The 22,883-nt window shown below is 69.1% G+C and carries 20 protein-coding genes and 1 tRNA gene; 17 read left to right on the forward strand and 4 right to left on the reverse strand.

Annotation, left to right across the window (positions count from 1 at the left end; all coding sequences use genetic code 11):
- Positions 1–168: 168 nt before the first annotated feature.
- On the reverse strand, positions 169–996 hold the full coding sequence (locus tag V8688_RS21320) for an HAD family hydrolase (protein ID WP_218717488.1): 828 nt from the start codon (positions 994–996) through the stop codon (positions 169–171).
- An 86-nt stretch (positions 997–1,082) separates the two neighbouring features.
- Here V8688_RS21320 and V8688_RS21325 point away from each other — a divergent pair, with 86 nt between their 5' ends.
- From V8688_RS21325 to V8688_RS21365, 9 genes are all read left to right on the forward strand, one after another.
- Positions 1,083–2,060, forward strand: coding sequence for an ABC transporter permease (locus V8688_RS21325; protein ID WP_218717487.1), 978 nt, complete (start codon positions 1,083–1,085; stop codon positions 2,058–2,060).
- Complete coding sequence (locus V8688_RS21330; RefSeq protein ID WP_218717486.1) at positions 2,057–3,025, forward strand: ABC transporter permease; 969 nt, start codon at positions 2,057–2,059, stop codon at positions 3,023–3,025. Before V8688_RS21325 ends, V8688_RS21330 begins: the two co-directional genes overlap by 4 nt.
- A complete protein-coding gene (locus V8688_RS21335; RefSeq protein WP_342801547.1) occupies positions 3,022–4,872 on the forward strand; it encodes an ABC transporter ATP-binding protein in 1,851 nt (616 codons plus the stop codon). Before V8688_RS21330 ends, V8688_RS21335 begins: the two co-directional genes overlap by 4 nt.
- 19 nt (positions 4,873–4,891) lie before the next feature.
- A complete protein-coding gene (locus V8688_RS21340) occupies positions 4,892–6,586 on the forward strand; it encodes an ABC transporter family substrate-binding protein (RefSeq protein WP_255587428.1) in 1,695 nt (564 codons plus the stop codon).
- Positions 6,583–8,271 (forward strand): ABC transporter family substrate-binding protein, encoded by a 1,689-nt coding sequence (locus tag V8688_RS21345; RefSeq protein WP_342801548.1) that lies wholly within the window; start codon positions 6,583–6,585, stop codon positions 8,269–8,271. The genes V8688_RS21340 and V8688_RS21345 overlap by 4 nt, the downstream gene beginning before the upstream one ends.
- A gap of 49 nt (positions 8,272–8,320) precedes the next feature.
- Entirely contained in the window at positions 8,321–9,994 is a 1,674-nt protein-coding gene (locus V8688_RS21350) for an ABC transporter family substrate-binding protein (RefSeq protein ID WP_342801549.1), read from the forward strand.
- Between the two features lie 38 nt (positions 9,995–10,032).
- Positions 10,033–10,635 (forward strand): hypothetical protein, encoded by a 603-nt coding sequence (locus V8688_RS21355; RefSeq protein ID WP_218717498.1) that lies wholly within the window; start codon positions 10,033–10,035, stop codon positions 10,633–10,635.
- A gap of 96 nt (positions 10,636–10,731) precedes the next feature.
- The gene (locus V8688_RS21360; protein ID WP_218717482.1) at positions 10,732–11,472 is read left to right on the forward strand and encodes a GntR family transcriptional regulator; all 741 of its coding nucleotides are present in this window, start codon (positions 10,732–10,734) and stop codon (positions 11,470–11,472) included.
- A 135-nt stretch (positions 11,473–11,607) separates the two neighbouring features.
- Positions 11,608–12,219 carry a sterol desaturase family protein gene (locus tag V8688_RS21365; protein ID WP_218717497.1) on the forward strand — a complete coding sequence of 204 codons (612 nt, stop codon included), beginning with the start codon at positions 11,608–11,610 and terminating at the stop codon, positions 12,217–12,219.
- Positions 12,220–12,283: 64 nt separating this feature from the next.
- On the opposite strand, the gene V8688_RS21370 is transcribed toward V8688_RS21365, so the two are convergent.
- On the reverse strand, positions 12,284–12,832 hold the full coding sequence (locus tag V8688_RS21370) for a TetR/AcrR family transcriptional regulator (RefSeq protein WP_316573138.1): 549 nt from the start codon (positions 12,830–12,832) through the stop codon (positions 12,284–12,286).
- Between the two features lie 120 nt (positions 12,833–12,952).
- Between V8688_RS21370 and V8688_RS21375 the strand changes: the two genes are divergently transcribed.
- The 5 genes from V8688_RS21375 (at position 12,953) to V8688_RS21395 (ending at position 18,799) form a co-directional block, all read left to right on the forward strand.
- Positions 12,953–13,711, forward strand: a complete 759-nt coding sequence (locus V8688_RS21375; protein WP_218717480.1) for a carboxymuconolactone decarboxylase family protein — start codon at positions 12,953–12,955, stop codon at positions 13,709–13,711.
- 148 nt (positions 13,712–13,859) lie between these two features.
- Positions 13,860–15,275, forward strand: a complete 1,416-nt coding sequence (locus V8688_RS21380) for an MFS transporter (RefSeq protein WP_218717479.1) — start codon at positions 13,860–13,862, stop codon at positions 15,273–15,275.
- Between the two features lie 55 nt (positions 15,276–15,330).
- Complete coding sequence (locus V8688_RS21385; RefSeq protein ID WP_218717496.1) at positions 15,331–15,534, forward strand: heavy metal-associated domain-containing protein; 204 nt, start codon at positions 15,331–15,333, stop codon at positions 15,532–15,534.
- Between the two features lie 20 nt (positions 15,535–15,554).
- Positions 15,555–16,484 carry a hypothetical protein gene (locus V8688_RS21390; RefSeq protein ID WP_342801550.1) on the forward strand — a complete coding sequence of 310 codons (930 nt, stop codon included), beginning with the start codon at positions 15,555–15,557 and terminating at the stop codon, positions 16,482–16,484.
- Positions 16,485–16,543: 59 nt separating this feature from the next.
- Complete coding sequence (locus V8688_RS21395) at positions 16,544–18,799, forward strand: heavy metal translocating P-type ATPase (RefSeq protein ID WP_342801551.1); 2,256 nt, start codon at positions 16,544–16,546, stop codon at positions 18,797–18,799.
- Positions 18,800–18,874: 75 nt separating this feature from the next.
- Here the strand turns inward: V8688_RS21395 and V8688_RS21400 are convergent, their stop codons facing one another.
- Positions 18,875–19,498, reverse strand: a complete 624-nt coding sequence (locus V8688_RS21400) for a DUF6636 domain-containing protein (RefSeq protein WP_342801552.1) — start codon at positions 19,496–19,498, stop codon at positions 18,875–18,877.
- Positions 19,499–19,602: 104 nt separating this feature from the next.
- Between V8688_RS21400 and V8688_RS21405 the strand changes: the two genes are divergently transcribed.
- On the forward strand, positions 19,603–20,262 hold the full coding sequence (locus V8688_RS21405; RefSeq protein WP_342801553.1) for a histone deacetylase: 660 nt from the start codon (positions 19,603–19,605) through the stop codon (positions 20,260–20,262).
- A 73-nt stretch (positions 20,263–20,335) separates the two neighbouring features.
- Entirely contained in the window at positions 20,336–21,766 is a 1,431-nt protein-coding gene (locus V8688_RS21410; protein WP_342801554.1) for a lipase maturation factor family protein, read from the forward strand.
- Between the two features lie 45 nt (positions 21,767–21,811).
- On the opposite strand, the gene V8688_RS21415 is transcribed toward V8688_RS21410, so the two are convergent.
- Positions 21,812–21,887 (reverse strand) — tRNA-Gly (locus V8688_RS21415).
- A 481-nt stretch (positions 21,888–22,368) separates the two neighbouring features.
- Between V8688_RS21415 and V8688_RS21420 the strand changes: the two genes are divergently transcribed.
- Positions 22,369–22,791, forward strand: a complete 423-nt coding sequence (locus V8688_RS21420; protein WP_218717472.1) for a hypothetical protein — start codon at positions 22,369–22,371, stop codon at positions 22,789–22,791.
- Positions 22,792–22,883: the final 92 nt, after the last annotated feature.

Genomic DNA, 22,883 nt, shown 5'->3' on the forward strand with positions numbered 1-22,883 from the left:
AGCCGGTCGCCCCGCAGGTCCCGGCCGAACCGCAGGCCGCGCCGGTGGAACCGGCACCGGCGGCACCGCCGGTCGCCACCGAACCCGCCCCGGCCGGCTGACACCCGGTCACGGCGAAGAGCAGCCGGTGCGCCTCCGAGTGAGGGCACCGGCTGTTTCCATTCCGGCTCAGCTCCACCAGCGTTCGAGCACCATGGCAACGCCGTGGTCGACATTGCTGCCGGTGACCTCGTCGGCGGCGGCGCGGGCCTCGGGATGGGCGTTGCCCATGGCGACGCCGTGCCCGGCCATGGTCAGCATCGGCACGTCGTTGGGCATGTCGCCGAACGCGACGATCGACCCCTCGTCGATACCGACCCGCCGCGCCACCTCGACCAGCCCCGACGCCTTGGTCACCCCCGGCACGGCGATCTCGATCAGGCCGTTCTCGGTGGAATAGGTGATCTCGGCGCGGTCGCCGACCAGCGGGACCAGCGCGGCGCGCATGTCCGAACTGCGGGCCGAGCTGAGCCGGATCAGCATCTTGATCGCCGGCGAGTCGATGACCTCGGCGTGCGAGACGACGGTGTCGTCGGGATTGAGCCAGGCGTGCTCGTAGGTCGGCGAGCTGACGAACTGCGGGGTGGCCGCGTCGTGCGCGCTGGCCCCGACCCGCTCGGTGGCCAGCCCACAGCCCGGCAGCGCGTGCTCGGCGAGCTCGGCCAGCCAGCCGAGGGTGTCCACATCGAGAGTGTGGCTGGACAGCACCCGATCGGTGGCGCTGTCGTAGATGACCGCGCCGTTCCCGCACACCGTGAGCGGCGCGTACCCCAGTTCGCTGACCACCGGATCGATCCAGCGCGGCGGCCTGCCGGTCGCGAGCACGAAGGTGACGCCGTCGGCGACGAGCGCGCCGACGGCGGCCTTGGTGCGGGCCGAGACCTTGTCCGCGTCGTCGATCAGCGTGCCGTCGACGTCGGTGGCCACCAGCTTCGGTTTCGGGTGCAGGGGCGTCATCCGTTCCATCCTGCCGCACGTCGCCACGCGGGGACGGCGGACTGTCCTTATGATCAGGGCCTGATTACCCGATCCAGAGGGGACTGATGACCGGCTTCTTGTTGCGGCGCACGCTCAACTACATCGTGCTCCTGTTGCTGGCCTCGTTCCTGACGTTCAGCCTGGCATCACTCACGTTCAACCCGCTCGACAGCCTCGAGCAGCGTAATCCGCGCCCGCCGCAGTCGGTGATCGATGCCAAAGCCGAGCAACTGCACCTCGACGAGCCGATCCCCCAGCGCTATCTCAGCTGGCTCGGCGGCGTTGTGCAAGGGGATTTCGGGACGACGCTGGCCGGTCAGCCGGTGAGCGAGGAGCTGGGCAGGCGGGTCGCGGTGAGCCTGCGGCTGCTGATCCTGGGTTCGGTCATCGGTACCGTGCTGGGCGTGCTGATCGGCGCGGCGAGCGCGATCCGGCAGTACAAGTTCAGCGACTACTTCGCGACGGTGGTCTCGCTGCTGATCATTTCCACCCCGATCTTCCTGCTCGCGACCCTGCTGAAATACGGCGCGCTGCAGATCAACACCGCCACCGGCACCCAGGTGTTCCTCTACACCGGCGAGACCTCGGCGACGCAGGTCGTCGGCCTGTGGAACCAATTCGTCGACCGCGCACAGCATCTGGTGCTGCCGACGCTGGCCCTGGTGCTCGGCGCCGCCGCCGGATACAGCCGCTACCAGCGCAACGCCATGCTCGACGTGCTGCAGAGCGATTTCATCCGCACCGCGCGCGCCAAGGGCCTCTCGCGCAACCGCGCGCTCTACAAACACGGCCTGCGCACCGCGCTGATCCCGATGGCCACGCTGTTCGCCTACAGCCTGGGCGGCCTGATCACCGGCGCCACCTTCGTGGAGAAGATCTTCGGCTGGCACGGCGTCGGCGAATGGTTCGTCGACGGGATCAACGCCCAGGACCTCTACATCGTCGTCACGGTCGCGACCTTCGCCGGCCTGGTCGTCCTGGTATCGGGCCTGCTCTCCGACATCGTGCTTGCCCTGCTCGACCCGAGGGTGCGTGTCTCATGACCGAAACCGAACTCATCGCCGTCGGTGCGCCCGAGGCCGCCGCGGCCGGTCGCCGCAAGCTGGTCTGGCGGCGCTTCCTGCGCAACAAGCCCGCCGTGGTCGGCGCGGTGATCCTGCTCCTGCTGCTGATCGCCAGTTTCGCGCTGCCGCCGCTGCTGCCCTGGGACTACCAGGAGATGGACTACAAGGCGCTGTTGAAGCCGCCGAGCCCCGAGCATCCGTTCGGCACCACCCAGATCGGCCAGGACGTGCTCGCCCAGACCATGCGCGGGCTGCAGAAGTCGCTGGTCATCGGGTTCTGCGTGGCGATCTTCTCCAGCGTCATCGCCTCCACCGCGGGCGCGGTGGCCGGGCTGCTCGGCGGCTGGACCGACCGGGCCATCATGTGGCTGGTCGACCTGCTGCTGGTGGTCCCGGCCTTCATCATCATCGCGATCTTCGCCCCGCGCACCAAGGGGTCCGGCTCGATCGTCATCCTGATCATCCTGCTCAGCGTGTTCGGCTGGATGATCGCGGCGCGCATCATCCGCGGCCTGACGATGAGCCTGCGTGATCGCGAATTCGTCCGCGCCGCACGCTATATGGGCGCGCCGACGCACAAGGTGATCATCAGCCACATCATCCCGAACATCGCCTCGATCCTGATCATCGACACCACGCTGGCCGTCGGCGCGGCGATCAGCGCCGAAACCGGGCTGAGCTTCCTCGGTTTCGGTGTGCAGCCGCCCGATGTCTCGCTGGGTTCGCTGATCGCGACGGGCACCAAGTCGGCACTGACTTATCCGTGGCTGTTCCTGTTCGCCGGTGGCCTGCTGGTCACGATCGTGCTGTGCGCCAACCTCGTCGGCGACGGTCTGCGCGACGCCTTCGACCCGGGCGCCCGCGGCGCCCGCAAGGCGCGCAAGGACGTCGCCGAGAAGAAGGACGAGGCGCAGGTGGAGTTGAAGAAAGCCGAGAAGCGATGACCGCGAGCACATCGACCGCGCCCCTGCTCGAGGTCACCGATCTGCGGGTCTCCTTCCCCGGCGAGGAAGGCCGCGTCGACGCGGTGCGCGGGGTGAACTACACCGTCGCCGACGGCGAAGTGCTGGCCATCGTCGGCGAGTCCGGGTCCGGCAAGTCGGTGTCGTCGCTGGCCGTGATCGGTCTGCTGCCCGAACAGGCGCGGGTGCAAGGGTCGATCCGGTTGCGCGGCCGTGAGCTGCTCGGCCTGGGCGACAAGCAGATGTCGAAACTGCGCGGCTCCGCGATCAGCATGGTCTTCCAGGACCCGCTCTCGGCGCTGACGCCGGTGTACCGGGTGGGCGACCAGGTGGCCGAGGCGCTGCTCGCGCACGGCACGATGCAGCGCAAGGAAGCCGCCGAGCGCGCGATCGAACTGCTCGAACTCGTCGGCATCCCCGACGCGCGGGTGCGGGCGCGGGCGTTCCCGCACGAGTTCTCCGGCGGCATGCGCCAGCGCGTGGTGATCGCCATGGCCATCGCCAATGATCCAGCGCTGATCATCTGCGACGAGCCGACCACCGCGCTCGACGTGACGGTGCAGCGGCAGATCCTCGACCTGCTGCGCAAGGCGCGCGACATCACCGGCGCCGGCGTCATCATGATCACCCACGACATGGGCATCGCGGCGACGATCGCCGACCGGGTCGCGGTCATGTACGCGGGCAAGGTCGTCGAAACCGCGCCGGTCGCGGAGCTTTTCACCGCCCCCCGGATGCCGTACACGGTGGGCCTGCTCGGGTCCATCCCGCGCATGGACGGCCCGCCGCGCCGCCCGCTGATCCCGATCGTCGGCGCGCCGCCCGCCATGCACGACCTGCCGCGCGGCTGCTCGTTCGCGCCGCGCTGCCCGGTCTCGATCGACGACTGCACCGCCGCCGAGCCGCCGCTGGAGAAGGTCGCGCCCCGGCACTCGGTCGCCTGCATCCGCACCGCCGAGATCGGCACGACGCAGCTGTTCGACGCCTACCGCCAGGAGATCGCCGAGCCGCCGCAGGCGGATGTCACCGAGTCCGATGTGGTCCTGCGGGTCACCGACCTGGTGAAGACCTTCCCGCTCACCTCCGGGGTGGTGCTGCGCCGCAAGACCGGCGAGGTCCGCGCGGTCGACGGCATCAGTTTCACCGTCCGCGCGGGCCGCACGCTGGCGCTGGTCGGTGAATCGGGCTCGGGCAAGTCGACCACCCTGTCCCAGATCATGGACCTGGTGCGGCCGCAGTCGGGCAGCATCGAGGTGCTCGGCAACGACGTCGCGACGCTGACCAAGGCCCGCACCCGTGAGATCCGCCGCAAGATGCAGATCGTCTTCCAGGACCCCAGCGCCTCGCTCGACCCGCGCCTGCCGATCTTCGACGCGCTGGCCGAGCCGCTGCGCATCGACGGCCGCTCGCGCGAGGAGGTCAACCGCCGGGTGCCCGAGCTGCTGCGCCAGGTCGGCCTGCGGCCCGAACACGCCGACCGCTACCCGGCCGACTTCTCCGGCGGCCAGAAGCAGCGCATCAGCATCGCCCGCGCCCTGGCCCTCGACCCCTCGCTGCTCGTCCTCGACGAGCCGGTCTCCTCGCTGGACGTGTCGATCCAGGCCGGTGTGCTGAATCTGCTGCGTGACCTGCAGGCCGAGCGGGGACTGTCGTATCTGTTCGTCTCGCACGACCTGTCGGTGGTGCGCAATCTCGCCCACGACATCGCCGTCATGCTGCGCGGCAAGATCGTCGAATCCGGCCCGGCCGAACAGATCTTCGCCGATCCTCGGCACGAGTACACCCGCTCGCTGATCGCGGCCGTTCCGGAACCCGTCGTCAGCGGCTGATCACGCCAGGAGGCCCGCCATGAGATCCCGAGGAATGCAAGCCCGTCGTCGCGCCCGGCTGCGTTGCGCCGCCGTCGTGGTGGCGGCCGGGATGATCGTGGCGGGCTGTGGGTCCGGCGACGAATCCGCGACCGGGCTCACCGACGCGCTCGGGACCACCAGCGACATCAACCCGATGGAGCGCGACGCGCTGCGCGAGGGCGGGAATCTGCGGCTGGCCACGACCAGCTACCCCGCGAACTGGAACACGCTGTCCAACGACGGCAACGACGGCGAGATCGCCGACATCCTGCGCCCGATGATGCCGCGCTCGTTCACGATCGACGCGGCGGGCAAGCTCACCGTCGACACCGACTACTTCACCGACATCGCGCTGACCGGCACCGACCCGATGCGGGTGACGTACACGATCAACCCGAAGGCGGTGTGGTCGGACGGTTCCCCGATCACCTGGGAGGACATCGCCGCCCAGGCGAACGCGCTCAGCGGCCGGGACAAGCGCTACCTGATCGCCATCACCAACGGTTTCGAGTTCGTCGACAAGGTCGAGCGCGGCGTCGACGACCGGCAGGCGATCCTCACCTTCAACACTCCCTTCGCCGACTGGCGCGGCCAGTTCGCGGGCAACAGCTCGCTGTACCCGAAGTCGGTGACCAGCACCCCCGAGGCGTTCAACACCAGCCAGGTCGACGCGATCGGTCTCACCGCAGGCCCGTTCATCGTCACCGGCACCGACCGCGCCCAGGGCCGGATCACGTTGGGCCGCAACCCGAAATGGTGGGGTGAGCGGCCCGTGCTCGACACCATCACCTACAGCGTGCTCGACCACACCGCCTGGGTGCAGGCGCTGCAGAACAACGAACTCGACCTGGTCCGCCTGACCACCATCGACGAGGTGAAGACCGTGCGCGGCACCGAGGGCCTGGTGGTCCGCCGCGCGCCCGGCAACCGCTGGCGCCACATCACCTTCAACGGCGCGCCGGGCTCGATCCTCGCCGATCCGGCCGTCCGGGTGGCCATCTCGAAGGCGATCGACCGGCAGGGCATCGTCACCGCGCTGCAGAACGGCCTGGTCGAGGACCCGAAGCCGTTGAACAACCACATCTTCCTGCAGGGCCAGCAGGGCTACCAGGACAACAGCCTCGGCTTCGATCCCGCGGCCGCGGCCGCGGAACTCGACGCGCTGGGCTGGGTCCGCACCGGGGACGGCCGCGAGAAGGACGGCCGCAAGCTCGTCATCCGCGACGTCATGTACAACGACCCGACCTGGGTGCAGATCGCCCAGATCATCCAGCAGAACCTCGCCGCGATCGGCGTCGGCCTGACCATCGACACCAAGCCCTCCGCCGGCTACTTCACCGACGTCATCCAGCCCGGCGATTTCGACGCCGCCCAATTCATCTTCCAGGGCGACCCGTTCCCCCTCGCCAGCATCCGCCAGATCTACTACTACGACCCCAACGACCTGCAGGGCAACTACGGCCGCATCGGCTCGCCCGAACTCAACGCCCTCATCGAACGCACCATCACCGAACTCGACCCGCAGAAGTCCATCGACCTGGCCAACCAGGTGGACCGCGCGGTGTTCGAGGAAGGCCACTCCCTGCCCCTCATGCAGTCCGACGGCAGCTTCGGCGCCCGCACCACCCTCGCCAACATCGGTTCGCCGGGCTTGGCATCGTACGACTACACGAAGATCGGATTCACGAAATGACCACTGCTACTTACGCATCCCGGCTGCGTCGCGCCGGTTTCCGCGTCGCGGCACCCGCTGTCGCGTTGACGCTGGTTTTGGGTGGCTGTGGATCCGACACCGCGGTGGAGTCGGGATCGAGTTCGATCGGCGCGGTCAACGACATCAACCCGCAAGATCGTGACGCGATCCGCGACGGTGGCAATTTCCGTTTGGCGCTGAGCGGCTTCCCGGAAACGTTCAACAGCCTGCATGTCGACGCCGACGGCGAGGTCAGCGACGTCACCGGCTGGACGCTCCCCGGCTCGATCAATGCCGATGCCGCTGGCGAACTCTCGATCGACCACAACTTCTACACCGACGTGCAGCTGACGAACACCGATCCGCAGCAGATCGTGTACACGATCAACCCGAAGGCCGTGTGGTCGGACGGATCCCCCATCACCTGGGAGGATCTGCGCTCGCAGGCCGCCGCGATGAGCGGCCGCGATCCGGCGTTCAAGATCAGCCACGACCAGGGTTACAGCAGCGTCGAGAAGGTCGAGCGTGGCGTCGACGACCGGCAAGCGATCGTGACCTTCGCCGAGCACTACGCGGAATGGAAGGGCCTGTTCAATCCGCTGTATCCGCGCCAGCTCACCTCGTCCCCCGAGTCCTTCGACAATCTGTACCGCAACGAGATGCCGCTGTCCTCGGGACCGTTCATCATCACCTCGATCGACCGCGCCCAGCAGCGCATCGTGCTCAGCCGCAACCCGAGATGGTGGGGCGACACCCCCAAGCTGGACACGGTCACCTACAGCGTCCTGGCCGACGAGGCCCGCTTGACCGCGCTGCAGAACAACGAACTCGACGCCACCGGCCTGAGCGGGATCGAGGAGGTCACGGCCGCGACCGGTACGCCGGGCATCAAGGTCCGACGGGCATCGGCGAACCGGTTCTCGCACTTCACCTTCAACGGAGCGCCCGGCGCGCTGCTGTCCGACCCGAAGCTGCGGATCGCGATTTGCAAGGGCATCGACCGACAAGCCATCGCCACGGCGACCCAGCAGGGCATCGTGACCGATCCGAAGCCGCTGAACAACCATCTCTTCCTGGTCGGGCAGAAGGGCTACCAGGACAACGCGCAATCGGTGTCCTACGACCCGGCCGAGGCCGCTCGGATGCTGGACGAGCTGGGCTGGAAGCTCAACGGTGACGTCCGGGAGAAGGACGGGCGCAAGCTCGAGATCCGCGACGTGATGTACCAGTCGGACACCTGGACGCAGATCGCGCAGATCGCGCAGCAGAATCTCGCGGCGATCGGCGTGAAGCTCACGATCGAGACCTATCCGGGCAATGGCCTGTTCACCGATGTCATCGATCCGGGCAATTTCGATATCGCCCAATTCGTCTGGTCCAAGAGCATCTTCCCGCTCGGTGCGCTGCCGCAGATCTACGCCTACGACCCGGCGAACCCGCTGAGCAACAAGGGCCGGATCGGTTCGCCCGAGCTGAACGCCCTGATCGAGGAAGTGATCGCCGAGCTCGACCCCGAAAAGGCCATCGAGCTGGCGAACAAGGCCGATCGGATGATCTTCGAGGAGGGCTTCTCCCTGCCCATCGTGCAGTCCGCGGGTACGGTCGCGGTGCGGGAGAACCTGGCGAATTACGGTGCGCCGGGACTGGCGTCCGAGGACTACACCAAGGTCGGCTTCGTCAAGTAATCGCCGAAGTGCCGCACTCGTGCAGCGAACATATGGAAAGGAGCGGATCATGCGGATTCGTTCATTGACCACCCGCCTGGCCATACCTCTGGTCATCGTCAGTGTGCTCGCGGCCGGGTGTAGCTCGGAGGAACCGGCGGCGGACGGACAAGCCTCGCTCGGCACGACCAACGACATCAATCCGAAGGATGTCAGCGAGCTGCGCGACGGGGGCAACCTGCGGCTGGCCATCACTTCGCTGCCGGAGAACTGGAATTCGCTGCACACCGATGGCAACGACGGTGATACCGGTTCGATTCTGCGTCCGGTGATGCCGCGCGCGTTCAAGACCAATGCCGCGGCGGAACTCTCGGTCAACACCGATTTCTTCACCGATGTCGCTCTGACCAACACCGAGCCGCAGCAGGTGACGTACACGATCAACCCCAAGGCGGTCTGGTCGGACGGTTCGCCGATCACCTGGGAGGACTTCCAGTCCCAGGCCAACGCGCTCAGCGGCAAGGACAAGTCCTTCCTGATCGCCAACAGCAGTGGCTTCGATCGGATCGAGAAGGTCGAGCGCGGCGTCGACGACCGGCAGGCCGTCATCACCTTCAACAAGCACTACGCCGATTGGAAAGGCCAGTTCGCCGGTAACTCCTTCCTGCTCCCCAAGTCCGCCACAGCGACTCCGGAGGCGTTCAACAACAGCCAGGTCGACGCGCTCGGGCTGTCGGCCGGTCCGTTCGTCGTCCAGTCCGTCGACCGCGGGCAGGGTCGTGTGGTGCTCGGACGCAACCCGAAGTGGTGGGGCGATACCCCCAAGTTGGACACGATCACCTTCAGCGTGCTCGACAGCGCCGCCTTCGTTCCCGCGTTGCTGAACAACGAGATCGACGCGGTCGGCGTCGCCAGCCTCGACAACCTGAAGTCGGTGCGCAACGCGCCCGGCGTGGCGGTCCGTCGCGCACCCGGCAACAGCTGGGGCCACTTCACATTCAACGGCGCACCGGGTTCGCTGCTGTCCGACCAGGGCGTGCGCGTCGCGATTTCGAAGGCGATCGATCGGCAGGGCATCGCGACCGCCATCCAGAACGGCCTCGTGCAGGATCCGAAGCCGCTGAACAATCACGTCTACCTGAGCGGCCAGGACGGCTACCAGGACAACAGTCTCGGTTTCGACCCGACGGCGGCGGCCAACGAGCTCGACGCCCTCGGCTGGAAACTCAACGGCGATGTGCGTGAGAAGGACGGGCGCAAGCTCGAGATCCGCGATGTCATGTACAACGACCCGACCAACATCCAGATCGGCCAGATCATCCAGCAGAATCTCGCGCAGATCGGCGTCAAGCTGAGCATCGAGACCAAGCCGGGCGCCGGCCTGTTCTCGGATGTTCTCCAGCCGGGCAACTTCGATGTGGGGCAGTGGTTCTGGGCCGGTGACCCGTTCCCGCTCAGCAGCCTGACTCAGATCTACGGCTACTACCCGGACGACATCCAGGGCAACTATGGCCGGATCGGCTCGCCCGAGCTCAACGCCCTGATCGAACAGACCATCTCCGAACTCGATCCGGTCAAGGCCAAGGAACTGGCCAACCAGGTCGACCGGAAGGTCTTCGAAGAGGGCCATTCGCTGCCGCTGTTCCAGTCCGCGGGCAATGTCGGAGTGCGTGACAACCTCGCCAACTTCGGCGCGGCGGGCCTGGCCTCCCTCGACTACACCAAGATCGGCTTCGTGAAGTAACCGTGTCCGGCCCGGCGCGCGCACTCGTCTACCCCCTGCTGGTCACGTCCGGCACCGTCGCGGTTCTCGCCGCGCTGGTGCCGTTCGCCGATCTCGATCAGCTGAGTGCGCTCGCCGTGGTCGTGCTGGTGATTCTCGCGGTCACCACCTATCAGCTGGGGTTGGCGTTGGGGGTGCTGCCGACCGGGCTCGTCGCGACGGGCACGGTCGGGGGGCGGCGGGTGCGGCAGCAGCATCGGCTGGTGAGCCGGTCGTGGCTGGAGATCACCAGTGGGGATCGGATGGTGTGGCAGCCGGTGTTCTACGAGCCGAGCCTGTCCACGCTGACGCCGACCGAGCTGGAGTTGACCGGCCGCCGGATCCGCACCGGTGAGCTGCGCTTCTACCCGTCGGGCCGGGTCCGCAACACCGAGCCCGCGGGCAAGCTCGTCGACAATCCGAGCCGCGCGTCCGAGGTACCCGCCTACGGCCTCGCCCGCCGCCTGGTCCTCGATGTCCAGCCCGCCGTCGCCGCCCCGATCGTCGGCCTGCTGTGGGTCTACGTCATGGCCGGTGGCATCCCCGCCTTCGCCGGCGCCACCCTCGCCGCCGCGGCCACATTCACCTGGTTCTCCGCCATCCGCGGCTCCGATCCCAGCTGATTCCTGCCCACCCCGCGCTGACCGGGCGGTTTCCTCAACGTGATTCAACTGGTCTGACCACTTGACCTCTTGACCTGTTGGGTGGAGGATCTAGGCATGGCGTGGACTCCTGTCGTGAAGCGGTCGGTATCCGGTGATGTGTTCGAGCAGATCGCCGCCGAAGTGCTGGGCGGGGAGCTGGCGGCGGGGAGCACGTTGCCCAGTGAGCGGCAGCTGGCCGAGGCGCTGGGGGTCTCGCGGCCCGCGGTGCGCGAGGCGTTGCAGCGATTGGCGGCGGCGGGGCTGGTGTCGGTGCGGCAGGGGGAAGCCACCACCGTGCTCGACTACCGCCGCAGCGCGGGGTTGGAAGTACTGCCCCGGCTGCTGCTGCGGGGCGACACCATCGATCCCGCCGTGGCGCGCAGCATTCTCGAAGCGCGGCTGCACAACGGTCCGAAGATCGCCGAGCTCGCGGCCGGTCGGGTCCGGCGAGCCCGCGCGGGCGGCACCGACGCGCTCACCGCCGAGCTCGACCTGCTCCACGAATCCGTCAACGCCCTTGTCGCCGAGGCGGACCCGCTCACACAGCAGCGCATCGCCCTCGAATTCTGGGACCACGTCCTCGAGCTGGCCGATTCGATCGCGTTCCGGCTGATGTACTCCATGCTTCGCGCCGCCTACGAACCCGCGCTGGCGGCGCTCGCGCCGATCATGTCCGCCGAGGTGGGCAATGGTGACGCGTATCGAGACCTGGCCGCCGCGATCACCGCGGGCGCGCCGGAACGGGCCGCCGAATCCGCGCGAGCACTGCTCGGGCCGGCGACCACCGCTCTCATCCACGCCCTCGACGGGGCGTGATCCACCCGAGGAATCGCCATGAAAAATGACCGTCCGACAACGACGTCGCACGACACCACCGCGGCCGGGCAGGGCCGCGACCCCGCCCGATCCGGCGCGCCCCGCGCCCTCCGCCGTAGCGCCTCGCTGAGCGAGATGGCCCGCGAATTCGTCCGGCATCCCTCGCCCTGGATGATCGCCACGGTCTTCGTCGCCGCCTTGGTGGCGCGGATCGCGGTCGGGGACTGGCAGTTCACCGACGCCCTCGTCCCGCTGATCGTCATCGGCACCTTCCCGCTGACGGAGTGGATCATCCACGTGACGGTGCTGCACTGGCGGCCCCGCCACCTCGGCCCACTCACCATCGACAGCGAGCTGGCCCGCAAACACCGTGCGCACCACACCGATCCACGCGCCACCCCGCTGGTGTTCATCCCGCCCAAGTCGCTGACGCTCACCATCGTCGCGCTGGTCGCGATCGGCCTGCTGGCGTTCCCGCGCCTGGGCCTCGGCCTGACCTTCCTGCTGACGATCACCACGCTGGGCCTGCTCTACGAGTGGACGCACTACCTCATCCACACCGACTACAAGCCCAAGCACGCTCTCTACCGGGCGATCTGGCGCAACCACCGCCACCACCACTACAAGAACGAGCACTACTGGTTCACCGTCACCACCTCCGGCACCGCCGACCGCCTCCTCGGCACCGCCCCCGACCCGGCGACCGTGGCCACCTCCCCGACCGCCCGCCACCTGCACGCGGGCTGAAGCTCTAATTCGCGCTCCGGCAGAGCGTGTTCACCGCCCGCGAACGCCGCGGGTCCGGCCGCGCTCACGCCAGGAGTTTGGTGGCGATCGAGGCCGCGCGGTCGGCGGCGGCCGGGGAGTTCTCGCGCACGGCGGTGACGATGGCGCCGTCGATGAGCAGGGCCAGTTCGGGGGCGAGGACCTCCGGATCGGGATGGCCCGCGGCGGTGAGGAGTTCGGTGAGGTAGTCGATCACGCGGCGCTTGTGGCGGTCGGCCACTTGGTGGGCGGGGGCGGTGGGGTCGGCGACTTCGATCATCGTGTTGATGAAGGCACAGCCGCGGAAGTCGTTGCGGGCGAAGCGTTGCGCGAGGGCGGCGAAGACGGCCAGCGGGCGCGCGGCCGGGTCGTCGACGGCTTCGACGGAGGTGCGTAGCCAGTCCAGCCAGCGACGGTCGCGGTCTTCCAGCACGGCGACGACCAGGTCGTCCTTGCTCGCGAAGTGGCGGTAGAAGGAGGCGCGGCCGACGCCGGACTCCTGGAGCAGCCGGTCGATGCCGACGGCGCGAATGCCCTCGGCGTAGAACAGCTCCTCGGCGGTGGTGAGCAACCGCTGCTTGGCCTGTGTCGCCATGCGCCCACCGTACCAGAACGGAAACGATCGGTACCGAATTGCTTGACCGAGACGGAACCGATCGGTACCGTCTCCATTCGGTACCGATCAGTACCGTTGCCGAAAGCCTTGGAGCGCACCATGTCCCGACTGCCGCTACTGTCCGCCGACACCGCCGATGCCGAGCAGGGCGAACTGCTCACCGAAGTCCAGCGGCAACTGGGCCGGGTGCCGAATCTGTACGCCGCCATGGCCAACAGCCCGGCCACCCTACGGGGGTATCTGCGCTTGCGCGACGCCCTCACCGCGGGCAAGCTCGGCGCGCGGACCCGCGAGCAGCTCGCCCTGCTGATCGCCGCCGACAACGGCTGCGAATACTGCGTCTCGGCGCACACGATGCGCGCGTCGAAGATGGGCTTCACGCCCGAGGCGATCGCGGCGACGCGGGCCGCCCGCGCCGAGGACCCGCACGCCGAAGCCGTGCTGCGCTTCGCCCGCGAGGTACAGCGCACCGGCGGCCGGGTGGACGACGAGCGATTGGCCGAGGCCAGGAGCAGCGGCGTCAGCGATGCCGAACTGACCGAGGCCGTCGGCCATGTGGCATTGAACGTGCTGTCGAACTACTTCAACCATGTCGCCCGCCCCGAGCTGGACTTTCCACTCGCCCCCACCCCACCGAAGGCACCCGCGACGACATCGAGATGGCGCGCCGCCGACACCGTCGGCCTGGTCGCCGGCTACACCCTGACCGATGCCGACGGGCGGCAGACCGCGACGGTGCGCGATGTGCACGTCGCCATCGAGGGCGGCTTCGCGCACATTTCCGTCAAGGACGGCGAGCGGGTGCAGGTGGTGTCGGCGCCGGCGATCGCGCTGATCACCTACCGCCCCGAATCCTGATCCACGCAGCACGAAATGCCCGGTCCACCGCCGTGTGGGCCGGGCTTTTCGCTGTCGAAATCCTTTCTGCCGAAGTCTTGACAGGTTTATACCCTAGGGGGGTATGGTACCGACCACGAGACGCTCTCCGCTCGAAAGGACGAAAGTCGTGACTACGCAATCGCAATCCACCCGGAAGTGGTGGGCGCTGGCGGTGATCGCCGCAGCGCAGTTCATGGTCATCATGGACACCTCGATCATCGGGATCGCGCTGCCGAAGATGCAGGCCGAGCTCGGCTTCACCCCCGGCAATCTGACCTGGGTGTTCAACGCCTACGTGATCGCCTTCGGCGGCCTGCTGCTGCTCGGCGGCCGGCTCTCCGACCTGCTCGGCGCGCGCCGGATCTTCGGGGCGGGCTGGCTGGTGCTGGCCGTAGGCTCGGTGATCGCCGGCGCCGCGGGCACCGTCGGCATCGAGCTGGCGGGCCGGGCGATCCAGGGCGCGGGCGCGGCGCTGATCGCGCCCTCGGCGCTGACCCTGCTGATGATGCTGTTCGGCGGCTCGCCGCAGGAACTCACCAAGGCGCTGGCCGTCTACGGCGCGGCGGCTCCCGCCGGTGGCACCGCGGGCGTGTTCCTGGGTGGCGTGATCACCGAATACATCAGCTGGCCTTGGGTTTTCTACATCAACATCCCGATCGCGGTGCTCGCGCTGATCGCGGTTCCGCTGCTGATGCCCGCCGCCCCGGCGCGTAAGGGATCCATCGATATCGCCGGGTCCGTCACTGTGACAGCCGGTTTGGCGGCTGCCGTGTACGCGATCGTGCAGGCTCCCGAAGTCGGCTGGGCGTCCGGTGAGACCCTGGGCGTACTGGCGCTGGCCGCCGCGCTGCTGGCCGGTTTCGTCGCCATCCAGTCGCGCCGCAGCGAACCGCTGATGCGGCTGAGCATCTTCCGCGCGCCGAATCTGGCCGCCGCCAACTTCGCCCAGTTCGCGCTGGCCGCGGCGTGGGTGCCGATGTGGTTCTTCCTGAACCTGTACCTGCAGCAGGTGCTCGGCTACAGCGCGTTCCCGTCGGGCGCCGCGCTGCTGCCGATGACCACGCTGATCATGCTCGGCATGGTGGTGCTGGCCCCGAAGGCCATGCAGCGCTTCGGCGCCAAGCCGATGATCGTCACCGGCCTGATCGTGCTGGGTCTCGGCCTGGGGATCATGTCGCTGGTGCGACCGACCGGCAACTTCTGGGTCGACGTGCTGCCCGCCTCGCTGGTGGCCGCCGGCGGTATGTCACTGGCCTTCATCCCCTCGCTCGGCACCGCCATCTCGGCGGCGCGACCGGAGGAGGGCGGCCTGGCCTCGGGCATCGTCAACGTCAGCTACCAGGTGGGTTCCGCACTCGGCCTGGCCGCCATGACGGCGGTCGCCGCCGCGTTCGGCGCGGGCGAACTGGGCGATGCCACGGCGCTGACCGACGGCTACTCGGCGGCCTTCCTCGGCGCGGGCCTGCTGGCCCTGGCCGGTGCGGGCATCACCGCCGCGGTCATGCGCAGCCCTGCCCCGGTCACGGCCGACGCGACCGTTTGACAAAGTACCCTAGGGGGGTATGGTAATGATTGAGATCACGGACGAGGAGACCACCATGAGCACCACCACCGTCACCGTCACCGGCATGACCTGCGGCTGCTGCACCAACAAGGTGCGCGACAAGGTCGGCGCACTGCCCGGCGTCACGGGCGTCGAGGTCGACCTGGCCACCGGCACGGTGGCGATCGACGGCACCGCACCCGAGCGCACCGCCCTCGCCGACGCCGTCACCGCGGCCGGCTTCCAGCTCGCCGACTGAACCCGAAACGGAGCATCCCGATGAACGCAACAGGCAAGTTCGCCGGTTTCACCCTCGGCCTCGCGGCGGTCTTCGGGATCGCTCTGGCCGCCGGCTCCCTGGTCGGTCCGGAACCCGCCGAACCGGCCGGGCACGGCGAACACTCGACCGCGGCGGCGCCGTCGGCCGACCTGCCCGGCGGCCTCCTCGCCTCCGATCAGGGCTACACGCTGGCCATCGACAAGCCGAGCACCACGACCGCGGCGCAGGCGCCGGTGAGCTTCCGCATCCTCGACGCCACCGGCGCACCGGTCACGAAGTACGTGACCAGCCACGACAAGGACCTGCACCTGATCGTGGTGCGGCGCGACATGGTGGGTTTCCAGCACGTGCACCCGGTGCTGGACCCGGCGGGCACCTGGTCGGTGCCGCTGAACCTGAGCCGGGGCGGTGACTACCGGGTGTTCGCCGACTTCACCCCGGCGGGCGGGTCGAACCTGACCCTCGGCGCGGACCTGCGCGTGGCGGGCAACTACGACGTGCAGGCGCTCCCGGCGCCCGCGACCACCGCCCGGGTCGGCGAGTACACCGTCACCCTCGACGGCACGGTCACGCCGGGAACGGCCTCGAACGTGACGCTGTCGGTGAGCCGCGACGGCACCCCGGTCACCGACCTACAGCCCTACCTCGGCGCCTACGGCCACCTGGTCGCCCTGCGCGCCGCCGACCTCGCCTACCTGCACGTTCACCCCGAAGGTGCCCCCGGCGACGGAGTCACCCCCGCCGGTCCCGGCATCGACTTCGTGGTGAACGCGCCGAGCGCGGGCGACTACCGCCTGTTCCTCGACTTCCAGCACCAGGGCGTGGTGCGCACGGCCGAGTTCACGGTGCGCGTCGCCCAGCCGGCGGCCACCGGCGCGAGCGATCCGGCGCCGACGACCGCACCGGCCGAACCCGGCCACGGGCACTGACGTAGCCCGTCGGCAAACCCTCAGCAAGAATCGATACCAGGAACGAAACGGAGCACCCCATGACCACCGTGACGCAACCACCGGGCACCGGCCAGGTAGAACTGGTGATCGGTGGCATGACCTGCGCTTCCTGCGCGAACCGGATCGAGAAGAAGCTCAACAAGCTCGACGGGGTCACCGCGACGGTCAACTACGCGACCGAGAAGGCCAGGGTCGACGTCACCGGCGACATCTCCCCCGAGGAGCTGATCGCCACCGTCGAGCAGGCCGGCTACACCGCGGCGCTGCCCGCGCCGAAGCAGGCCGAGCCCACCGACGACGCGGCCGTCGAGCCCGACCCGACCGCCTCGCTGCGGACCCGGCTGCTGGTCTCGCTGGTGCTCACCGTCCCGGTCATCGCGATGGCGATGATCCCGGCGCTGCAGTTCACCAACTGGCAGTGGCTCTCGCTCACGCTGGCCGCGCCGGTCGTCGTGTGGGGCGCGCTGCCCTTCCACCGGGCGGCGTGGACCAACCTGAAGCACGGCACCGCCACCATGGACACGCTGGTGTCGATCGGCACGCTCGCCGCCTTCGGCTGGTCGCTGTACGCCCTGTTCTGGGGTACCGCGGGCACGCCGGGAATGAAGCACCCGTTCGAGTTGACCATCGCGCGGATGGACGGCACCGGCAGCATCTACCTGGAGGCCGCGGCGGGCGTCACCACGTTCATCCTGGCGGGGCGCTACTTCGAGGCGCGGTCGAAGCGACGGGCGGGCGCTGCTCTCAAGGCGCTGCTCGAACTGGGCGCCAAGGATGTCGCGGTGTTGCGCGATGGCGTGGAGACCCGGATTCCGGTGGAGCAGCTGGCCGTCGGTGACGAGTTCATCGTGCGGCCCGGCGAGAAGATCGCCACCGACGGCGTGGTGACCGAGGGCAGCTCGGCGGTCGACGCCGCCATGCTGACCGGCGAATCGGTGCCGGTCGAGGTCGGCGCGGGCGACGCGGTGACCGGCGCGACCGTCAACGTCGGCGGGCGGCTGCTGGTGCGCGCCACCAGGATCGGCGCCGACACCCAGCTGGCCCAGATGGCCCAGCTGGTCGAGGACGCGCAGACCGGTAAGGCCCAGGCCCAGCGCCTGGCCGACAAGATCTCCGGCATCTTCGTCCCGATCGTCATCGCGCTGGCCGTGGCCACCCTCGGCTTCTGGCTCGGTACCGGCGGCGCGATCGCGGCGGCCTTCACCGCCGGCGTGGCGGTGCTGATCATCGCCTGCCCGTGCGCCCTCGGCCTGGCCACCCCGACCGCACTGATGGTCGGCACCGGGCGCGGCGCCCAGCTCGGCATCCTGATCAAGGGACCCGAAGTGCTGGAATCGACCCGCAAGGTCGACACCATCGTGCTGGACAAGACCGGCACCGTCACCACCGGCAAGATGACCCTGCTCGACGTGCTCCCCGCCGAGGGCGAGGTCGGCAGCCGGGTACTGGAACTGGCCGGTGCGCTGGAGGATTCGTCGGAGCACCCGATCGCCCAGGCGATCGCCAAGGGCGCGCGCGACGAGTTCGGCACGCTGCGGGCGGTCGAGGGCTTCGCCAATGTCGAGGGCTTGGGTGTGCAGGGCGTCGTCGACGGGCACGCGGTGATCGTCGGCCGGGCCCGGCTGCTGGCCGACTGGTCGCAGCCGCTGCCCGAGGCACTGGAAACCGCCATGACGGAAGCGGAGTCGGCGGGCAAGACCGCAGTGGCGGTCGGCTGGGATGGTAAGGCGCGCGGCGTGCTCGTGGTCGCCGACGCGGTGAAACCGACCTCGGCGCAGGCCATCGCGCAGTTCCGCGCGCTCGGCCTGACCCCGATCCTGCTCACCGGCGACAATGCCCGCGCGGCCCGCACCATCGGTGACGAGGTCGGCATCGACGAGGTGATCGCCGAGGTGCTGCCGCAGGACAAGGTCGACACGGTCAAGCGGTTGCAGGCCGAGGGCAAGGTCGTCGCCATGGTCGGTGACGGCGTCAACGACGCGGCCGCCCTGGCCCAGGCCGATCTGGGCCTGTCGATGGGCACCGGCACCGATGTCGCCATCGAGGCCAGCGACCTGACCCTGGTCCGGGGCGACCTGCGCGCCGCCGCCGACGCGATCCGCCTGTCGCGCCGCACCCTGGCCACCATCAAGGGCAACCTGTTCTGGGCCTTCGCCTACAACGTGGCGGCCATCCCGCTGGCCATGGCGGGCCTGCTCAACCCGATGCTGGCCGGCGCCGCCATGGCGTTCAGCTCGGTGTTCGTGGTGAGCAACAGCCTGCGGTTGCGGCGATTCAAGTCGACGGCGCACTAGTCGCCGACGAGCGCGGGGGCGTCATCCGGGATTCCGGGTGGCGCCCCTTCTCGCGCGCGAATCGCCCGTATCGCGTCAGAAGGTGGTCTGGCTGTCGGCGGAGATGGTGAAGCCGTGGCCCGCCGCGTCGCAGCGGACGCCCTGCCGGCTGGAGGTGCAGGCGACGCCGCGCACGACGAGGGTGTCGCCGTAGTGCAGGGTGGCGCCGCCGCCCTTGTTGGTGCCGTCCACCGGGGAGCCGACGAAGATGCCCTGGCTGGTGCACAGGAACTCCGTCTTGCCGCCGACGGTGTGCACGGCGACCTTGCGGTGGGGGGCGTCGTCGCAGTTGGGCAGTTGCGGCGGAATGACACTCGCCTTCGCCAGCTGGCAGCCGACGCCGAACGGGGCGTCGGCGAGGATGCCGCACATGATGTTGCCGGTCGGTGATTGGAAGTAGAAGTTGTCGCGCTGCTGGTAGTCGCGGGCGTCGACGGTGGCGTCGTCGCGCGAGGGCAATCCGGTGGGCGCCGCCGTCGGGACGGCGGTGGCTGGGCTGGGCACGATGACCGGTGGAGTACCCGGGGCGCCGGTGCCGCTCGGCTGGGCGACGGCAGACTGGGTGACGGTGGTCTGCGCGGTCGAACCCTGATCGCCGGCGCACGCGGCCAGTCCCCCCGCCGACGCCACCAGCGCTGCCACCACGATCGCTGATCTCATGATCTCTCCCCTCGATGTCCTCCCGACCCATCGAAGGAAGAATCGACGGCAGGAACGGATTCGTTTCCTCCGCTCAGGAACCGTGACCCACCCGAGGTGAGCCCGTGACCACAGCTCAGCGCGTCTGGTACGCCGCGTACGGCTCCAACATGCTTGCCGCGCGGTTCGCCTACTACCGCGACGGCGGCACCCCGCCGGGCACAGCGCACCCCTACCCCGGCTTCCGCGACCGCACCCCACCGGCGGCGACCCTGCCGCTGACCCTGCCGGGGAGTCTGTATTTCGCCTGGCAGAGCCCGGTCTGGACCGGCGGCGTCGCCTTCTACGCCGACCGCCCGGCCACCGGCTGGCCGATCGGCGTCGCGGCGCGCGGGTACCTGCTCACCGTCGGCCAGTTCGGCGATCTGCTCGCCCAGGAGATGTACCGGACACCGAGCGCCGACTTCGACCTCGCGTCGGTGCTCGCGGCGGGCTCGGTCCGGCTGGGGCGCGGCCGGTACGAGACCGTGGTGCACGCCGGGACCCTCGACGGCGCGCCGATCCTCACCTTCACCGCGCCGTGGCGGCCGGAAACGGTTGACCTGCAACGACCATCGGCTCGCTATGTGGCCATGATCGCCGCCGGACTGCGCGCCTCGCACGGCTGGGACACCGACCGCGTCGTCGGCTATCTGGCGGCGCTGCCCGGCATCGCCGCGCGGTGGCACGAGCCCGAGCTGCGCGCGGCGGTCACCGGCGGACCCGGCCTCGAGCTGCCGGAATGACCAAGGGCGTTTCGCCGGACGGTCTGCGGGTGGACAATCGAACCAGGGAGCATGACCGTCCGGGAGCGGGTGCATGGACTGGTTCACGGCGCCGGAGTACTGGCAGGGCAGGCTGATCTTCCAGCGTGGCCTGGCGGTCGTCTACGCGCTCGCGTTCCTCGGCGCCGCGCTGCAATTCCGGGCGCTGCTCGGCGAACGCGGGATGCTGCCGGTGCCGCGTTTCCTGGCGCGGACCCCGTTCCGGCGGGCGCCGAGTCTGTTCCAGCTGCACTATTCCGATCGCGCCTACGCCGCGGTGGCTTGGTCGGGGGTGGCGGTGGCGGTCGCGGTCGCCGTGGGGGCCGCCGATCTGGTGCCGCTGTGGGGGTCGATGGCGCTGTGGTTCGTACTGTGGGTGCTGTATCTGTCGATCGTCAATGTCGGGCAGGCCTGGTACGCCTTCGGCTGGGAAGCACTGCTGCTCGAGGCCGGTTTTCTGGCGATCTTCCTGGGCAACGACACCGTCGCGCCGCCGCTGCTCGTCCTGTTCGCCGCGCGCTGGCTGCTGTTCCGGGTGGAGTTCGGCGCCGGGCTGATCAAGATGCGCGGGGACCGGTGCTGGCGCGACCTGACCTGCCTGTACTACCACCACGAGACCCAGCCGATGCCCGGTCCGCTGAGCTGGTTCTTCCACCAGCTGCCGCGACCGCTGCACCGGGTGGAGGTCGCGGCCAATCACTTCGCGCAGCTGGTGGTGCCGTTCGGGCTGTTCGCGCCGCAACCGGTGGCGAGCGTGGCGGCGGGCATCGTCATCGTCACCCAGCTGTGGCTGGTGCTGTCCGGCAATTTCGCCTGGCTGAACTGGGTGACGCTGCTGCTGGCCACGACGGTGGTCGACGGGCGGGTCTATCCGATGCTGCCCGACGCGCCCGAGGCGCAGCCGCCACCTGCCTGGTTCACCGGCGCGGTGTTCGGCTATGTCGGGCTGGTCGCCGTGCTGAGCTATCAGCCGGTCGTCAATCTGCTGTCCTCGCGTCAGGCCATGAACGCCTCGTTCGACCCGTTGCACCTGGTCAACACCTACGGCGCCTTCGGCAGCATCACCCGGGTCCGGCACGAAATCGTGCTCGAGGGCACCGATGCCACCGAGCTCACCCCGGACACGCGGTGGCGCGAGTACGAGTTCAAGGGCAAACCGGGCGATCCGCGCCGCCTGCCCCGCCAGTGGGCGCCGTACCACCTGCGCCTGGACTGGCTGATGTGGTTCGCCGCGCTGTCGCCCGCCTACGCCAGGGCGTGGGCGCTGCCGCTGGCCCTGCGCCTGCTCCGCAACGACCCCGACACCCTGCGCCTGCTGCGGCACTGCCCCTTCCCGGACGCCCCACCGCACTACCTGCGCGCCCGGCTCTACGAGTACCACTTCAGCTCGCCCGAAGAACTGTTCCGGCAGCGGATCTGGTGGCGGCGCAGCCTGATCGGCGACTACCTGCCGCCGGTGACCTACGAGCGGATCACGCGGCGCTGAGAACGCGGAAAGCCCGGTGCGACAGAGTGTCGACCGGGCTTTTCGTGGAGCGGATGACGAGATTCGAACTCGCGACCCTCACCTTGGCAAGGTGATGCGCTACCAGCTGCGCTACATCCGCACGCCGTGCGAGGCCCGTTCCGGGATCGCCGGGGGCTTCGTCGTGCGAGAAGGAACTCTAGCGCGTCGGCCGCGAAAAACGAAATCCGTGCGCACGGCCGACGGGCGGGAGCGGTGAGGTCAGCGTGGGGCGCGGCGGATGCCGATCAGCAGCAGGACCGACGCGGCCCAGGCAAGCACCCAGGGCGCCGGTTCGAAGATCAGCGCGCAGCCGGCGGTCCAGACCGGCAACGACCAGGCTAGATAGGTCGGCGGCGCGATCGCGCACGTATGCTTCCACGGGTTTCGCCCGCCCGCACCCGATCCCTCGGGGTAGGCCGCCAGGCCACACCGGTGTCCTCGACCCGGGCCGAGGCACCGACGACAGGCACCGCCGCACGGCGGCGCACCCGCCGTTAAGCGCTCGCCAAGGTTCCGGAATCCCTTGCCGGGAAAGCTCTTTCCCAGTCCGGTGGTCGCCACCGGCACTAGGGAGGAACGGGATGAAGACTCTGGGACCGGTCGCGGCGGGCATCGCCGCGATTACCGTGACGATCATGGGCGCGGGCCCGGCGCACGCGGACTTCACCGACGCGGTGGAGTTCACCGACAGCGGCGAGAACGTCGAGGAGGGCGAGTTCGGCGAGTACGCGATCGACCGGAACAACCCGGGCTCGTGCCTGGTGGTGCAGAACCACACCGGCGGGCGGGTGACGGTACGGCTGAATTACCCGACCAGCCAGGGCAAATGGATCTTCGCCCACGACGACGTGGGCGTGCTGACCCGCAACAACCGGGTGGTGACCTCGCCGTCCGGACGCTGGAGCGTGCGGACCAACCCGCCGATCGTGTTCCACTGGGTCTACGACGGCGACCTGAACGACCGCAAGGGCTGCAACGGATCCTGGGTGCTGACCATGAACTGATCCGGGACTGGGCACGGCCGCGCGAAGGCACGGCGATGATCGGCGACCCACCCGCGCGGCAGGCTGCCCGCGCCGACTCGCTGCCGGATACC

The sequence above is a fragment of the Nocardia sp. No.11 genome (assembly GCF_038752175.1).
Lineage (GTDB): Bacteria > Actinomycetota > Actinomycetes > Mycobacteriales > Mycobacteriaceae > Nocardia > Nocardia canadensis.

Coding starts and splice junctions, on each gene's coding strand:
- V8688_RS21320 (WP_218717488.1), bottom strand. CDS start 996: ATGACGCCCCTGCACCCGAAACCGAAGCTGGTGGCCACCGACGTCGAC.
- V8688_RS21325 (WP_218717487.1), top strand. CDS start 1,083: ATGACCGGCTTCTTGTTGCGGCGCACGCTCAACTACATCGTGCTCCTG.
- V8688_RS21330 (WP_218717486.1), top strand. CDS start 2,057: ATGACCGAAACCGAACTCATCGCCGTCGGTGCGCCCGAGGCCGCCGCG.
- V8688_RS21335 (WP_342801547.1), top strand. CDS start 3,022: ATGACCGCGAGCACATCGACCGCGCCCCTGCTCGAGGTCACCGATCTG.
- V8688_RS21340 (WP_255587428.1), top strand. CDS start 4,892: ATGAGATCCCGAGGAATGCAAGCCCGTCGTCGCGCCCGGCTGCGTTGC.
- V8688_RS21345 (WP_342801548.1), top strand. CDS start 6,583: ATGACCACTGCTACTTACGCATCCCGGCTGCGTCGCGCCGGTTTCCGC.
- V8688_RS21350 (WP_342801549.1), top strand. CDS start 8,321: ATGCGGATTCGTTCATTGACCACCCGCCTGGCCATACCTCTGGTCATC.
- V8688_RS21360 (WP_218717482.1), top strand. CDS start 10,732: ATGGCGTGGACTCCTGTCGTGAAGCGGTCGGTATCCGGTGATGTGTTC.
- V8688_RS21365 (WP_218717497.1), top strand. CDS start 11,608: ATGGCCCGCGAATTCGTCCGGCATCCCTCGCCCTGGATGATCGCCACG.
- V8688_RS21370 (WP_316573138.1), bottom strand. CDS start 12,832: ATGGCGACACAGGCCAAGCAGCGGTTGCTCACCACCGCCGAGGAGCTG.
- V8688_RS21375 (WP_218717480.1), top strand. CDS start 12,953: ATGTCCCGACTGCCGCTACTGTCCGCCGACACCGCCGATGCCGAGCAG.
- V8688_RS21385 (WP_218717496.1), top strand. CDS start 15,331: ATGAGCACCACCACCGTCACCGTCACCGGCATGACCTGCGGCTGCTGC.
- V8688_RS21390 (WP_342801550.1), top strand. CDS start 15,555: ATGAACGCAACAGGCAAGTTCGCCGGTTTCACCCTCGGCCTCGCGGCG.
- V8688_RS21395 (WP_342801551.1), top strand. CDS start 16,544: ATGACCACCGTGACGCAACCACCGGGCACCGGCCAGGTAGAACTGGTG.
- V8688_RS21400 (WP_342801552.1), bottom strand. CDS start 19,498: ATGAGATCAGCGATCGTGGTGGCAGCGCTGGTGGCGTCGGCGGGGGGA.
- V8688_RS21410 (WP_342801554.1), top strand. CDS start 20,336: ATGGACTGGTTCACGGCGCCGGAGTACTGGCAGGGCAGGCTGATCTTC.
- V8688_RS21420 (WP_218717472.1), top strand. CDS start 22,369: ATGAAGACTCTGGGACCGGTCGCGGCGGGCATCGCCGCGATTACCGTG.